The 3,919-nt window shown below is 64.5% G+C and carries 2 protein-coding genes and 1 pseudogene; 1 reads left to right on the forward strand and 2 read right to left on the reverse strand.

The genetic code is table 11. The annotated features are described in order from the left end of the window. Together VFO93_RS17680 and VFO93_RS17685 are read right to left on the reverse strand one after the other, a co-directional pair. A pseudogene (locus VFO93_RS17680) lies at positions 1-1,706 on the reverse strand (hypothetical protein); the annotation flags it as partial. A gap of 257 nt (positions 1,707-1,963) precedes the next feature. Continuing rightward, positions 1,964-2,665: a DsbA family oxidoreductase gene (locus VFO93_RS17685; protein ID WP_325135708.1), complete on the reverse strand. Its 702-nt coding sequence runs from the start codon at positions 2,663-2,665 to the stop codon at positions 1,964-1,966. Between the two features lie 189 nt (positions 2,666-2,854). On the opposite strand from VFO93_RS17685, the gene VFO93_RS17690 reads away from it, so the two are divergent. After that, the gene (locus tag VFO93_RS17690; protein ID WP_325135709.1) at positions 2,855-3,850 is read left to right on the forward strand and encodes an aldo/keto reductase; all 996 of its coding nucleotides are present in this window, start codon (positions 2,855-2,857) and stop codon (positions 3,848-3,850) included. The last annotated feature ends 69 nt before the right edge of the window (positions 3,851-3,919 follow it).

Genomic DNA, 3,919 nt, shown 5'->3' on the forward strand with positions numbered 1-3,919 from the left:
GCGCCCAGGTCGGGGCGCACGGTCACGTTGGCCCCGCCGTTGGTGCGGCGGGCTTGCAGCGTTACCACGGTCGTGTCTTTGCCATCGAAGCCCACGAAGCTGAAGCGCCCCTGCGCATCGGTAGTAGCCGTGAGAAACTGCCGCATGGGCTTGGTTTGCACGAACGTCAACTGGCTGTTGGCAATGGGGTTATGCCCCATGCCCGTGACCTGCCCGCGAATGGCCAGCTCCTGCTCGGCGCGATATTGCGGGGCGGGTACGGGGCCGGCCAGCAGGTCTTTCCAGACGAAGCGCCGCCAGCCCTGGGTCAGCAGCAGGTCGTCGAGGGCCTGGGCGGCTTCCGGGGTCTGGCTTTTGAAGTAGTAGCCCGGCTCCTCCACGTAGCCCGCTAGGTCGGAGGTCAGCAGCAGGTTGGAGGCGATGGTTTCGGCATTGGCGTCGAGAGTAGCCGCGCCCTGCTCGGCCACGGCCACCGAGAAGCGCGTGGTCACGGGCTGGCCGCTGGCGTCGGTCACGAGGGCTTTCATCAGCACGCGCTCGTGCGGGGCGTAGGCGGCTTTGTCGGCCGTGAGGGTGATTTTGAGCGCCGCCGGGCCATTCTGCACGAAGGCCAGGCGCTCGGCCTGCGGCCGGCTCTGGGCGTCGAACAAGGTGAAGTGCGCGATGCCGTTCGGGTATTTGCTTTTGGCCACGTTCCACGTCACCGGCTTGCCATCGGAGGTGAGCGGGCGCGGCGGCAGCCCCACGATATAGCCGCGCACCTCGCTCACGAGCAGCGCCGGGCCGGGCGGCGTGGCCCCCACGTAGCGCGCCTCGATGGTAAAATTCTCGCCGGTATCGGCCACGTGTAGCGCGTAGCCGCTGGCCTGGGCGGCGGGCAGCGGGTAGTCGGCTGTGGTGCCGCCGGGCAGGGTCACGCGGGCGTGGTACTGCTGCCCGGCCACCGGCGTAAAGCTGAAGCGCCCCATGCCCAGGTGCCGGCTTTTGAAGGCCGCGCCCACGGGTTTATTCTGCGCATCCAGCACTTGCCCGCTGATGTCGAGGCCGCGCCCGGTGGCCGCCTGCGCCTTGAAGGCTACCGTACCGGGCAAGCCGGCCACCAACGTGCCGCCCTCTGGGAAGAACTGCACGTCGACCTTGGCCGGGGCGGTTTTCTGGGCCCCGGCGCGGGCGGGCGAGAGGGGCGCGGGCTTTTCCACGGGCTGGGTGGGGGCGGCGGGCCACACTTGCAGCTGGCGCTGGTAGAAGAAAGCGGGGCCCTGGTTGCGCATCCAGTTGGTGTAGGCGCGCAGCACGTAGGTGCCAGCCCGCAGGCTGTCATCGAGCTCGATGTCGCCGTGGGCCAGGCCAATGTCCTGCACGCGCAAAATGCGGCGCGCCACCAACTGCCGCTGCGGCGAGAGCAGCTCCACGTACAGCACCCGGCTCAGCGAGTCGGGCCGGTGGCGCAGGGCATCGACCAGGTAGGCGTTGAACCAGATAGTCTCGCCGGTGCCGTACACCGGGCGGTCGAGGTGCAAATACACCTTTTCGGGCCGGGCGGTGGCGTAGAAGGCGGCGGCCTTTTCGGCCAGCGCGCGCACCGGGTTGTCGTCGGCCGGCAGTTGGAAAGCGGCCAGCCCCAGCAGCCCGACCGCCGCCAGCGGCAGCGCCCAGCGCCGGCCGGGGCGACGCGGCAGGCGGTTATTCTTAGTGAAAAAGCTCATAAACCAGCACGAAAGGAAGAAGCATGTGGAAATCGCCGCGCTACTACGCGCAAGCTTATGCCGCACCCAATGGCGAAGCTATGAAGCAACGCCGCTTGCTGGCTTCGTTTAGGCTAAAAATGGATATTCTGCAAGCGAAGGTTTTTGCAAATTCAGCACAGGCGCTGGTGTAGAGACGCATCCTTGCGTTTCCCGTTATTCGGCTCGTCTAGCGGGAGACGCAAGGATGCGTCTCTACACGCGTTCTTGCGCTGGTTTTAGTCGCAGCCCTCGGGACCGCAGGCGGGGCCATCGGCCAGTATAGTGGGCTGCGGCTTGGCCGGATGGGCTTCTTCCCACACCTTTTCCAGCACCTCGGCAAATACCTCGCTGGGCTGCGCACCACTCACGGCGTACTTGTCCTCAAACACGAAAAACGGCACGCCGCGCACCCCGATTTGCTGGGCTTCGTATTCGTCGCGGCGCACCTCGTTGGCGTAGGTGCCGGCTTCGAGCGCCTGGCGGGCGGCGTCGGCATTGAGGCCGATTTCGGCGGCCAGGTTGAGCAGCGTATCCAGCGCGTTGAGGTCGCGGCCTTCGAGGTAGTAGGCGGCAAAGAGGCGCTCTTTCATGTCGCCCTGCCGGCCTTGGTGGGCGGCAAAGTGAATGAGCTGGTGCGCCAGAAAAGTATTAGCCGGGATGGCGATGTCGAACTGGTAATTCAGGCCTACTTCCTTGGCGGCCTGGGTCATGTAGTCGTTCATGCGGCGGCCTTCAGCCTCCGGCACACCCTTTTTCTTGGCTAGCGACGCGTGGATATTTTCGCCGGGCGTGGGTACGAAGTCAGGCGTGAGCTGGAAGCTTTTCCACTCGATTTGCACGTCGGCGCGGTGGGCAAATTCGCCCAGCGCGCGCTCAAACTTGCGCTTGCCGATGTAGCAGAACGGGCACACCACGTCGGACCAGATTTCAACTTTCATAGGAATACTCGCTAGGGAATAACTGAAAAACACGAAGCCGGCGCAATGCCGAAATGTTTGCTTTTCACCTGCCTTAACACCGGGCCACGGCTCAGCGTTCGGATGGGTGGCGGTGGGCGCGGGCGCAACCTTCGGCCCAACCAGTAGTTAAATCAGACTACATTTTTCCTCCAAGAAACTACGTAAGTCATGGAATATCAGAAATTAGGCTCATCCGACGTGCGCGTGTCGCGCATCACCTTCGGCAGCTGGGCGGCCGGCGGCTGGATGTGGGGCGGCACCGAGCAAAACGACGCCGTGGGCGCCATCCACGCCGCCTACGACCTCGGCGTGACCAGCATCGACACGGCCCCCATCTACGGCATGGGGCTGAGCGAGCAGATTGTGGGCGAGGCCATTAAGAGCTTGCCGCGCGACAAGGTGCAGGTGCTCACCAAGTTTGGCATGCGCTGGGATTTGGCCAAGGGCGACTTCGCCATGAAAACCAAAAACAACGACGGCCAGGACGTGGACGTGTACAAGTACGCCAGCCGCGACAGCATCATCAAGGAGTGCGAGGACAGCCTCAAGCGCCTGGGCACCGACTACATCGACCTCTACCAGCAGCACTGGCCCGACACTACCACCCCGATAAGCGAAACGATGGAGGCCGTGCAGCGCCTCATCGAGCAGGGTAAGGTGCGGGCGGCGGGCGTCAGTAACTACTCGGTGGCCCAGATGGAGGAAGCCGAAAAGACAATCAAGCTGGCCAGCAACCAGGTGCCCTACAGCATGTTGCGCCGCGACATCGAGAAAGACGTGGTGCCCTACGCCCAGCAGCACGACCTGGGCATCTTGGTCTACAGCCCCTTGCAGCTGGGCCTACTGACCGGCAAAATGAAGCCCGGCCAGCACTTCGACGCCAGCGACCTGCGCAGCACCAACCGCCTCTTCAAGCCGGAAGCCGTGACGGCCGTCAACGCGTTCCTCAACAAAATCCGGCCGCTGGCCGAAACCAAAAACGCCACCCTGGGCCAGCTCGTGCTGCGCTGGACGCTGGCGCAGCCCGGCATCACGGTGGCGCTGGTGGGCGCCCGCAACCCCGAGCAAGCCACCCAAAACGCTAAGGCGATGGACGTGCAGCTGAGCTTTGAGGAGGTTGATTTTATTAATAAGCAGCTGGCGGGCTTGCAGCTGCCGGGGTAGCGTAGTACCCCGCCCCCCGGCCCCCTCCCCTCCGGGAGAGGGGGAGCCTGAGGACTGCTGACGTTAGCT

Source organism: Hymenobacter sp. (assembly GCF_035709525.1).
Classification (GTDB): Bacteria; Bacteroidota; Bacteroidia; order Cytophagales; family Hymenobacteraceae; genus Hymenobacter.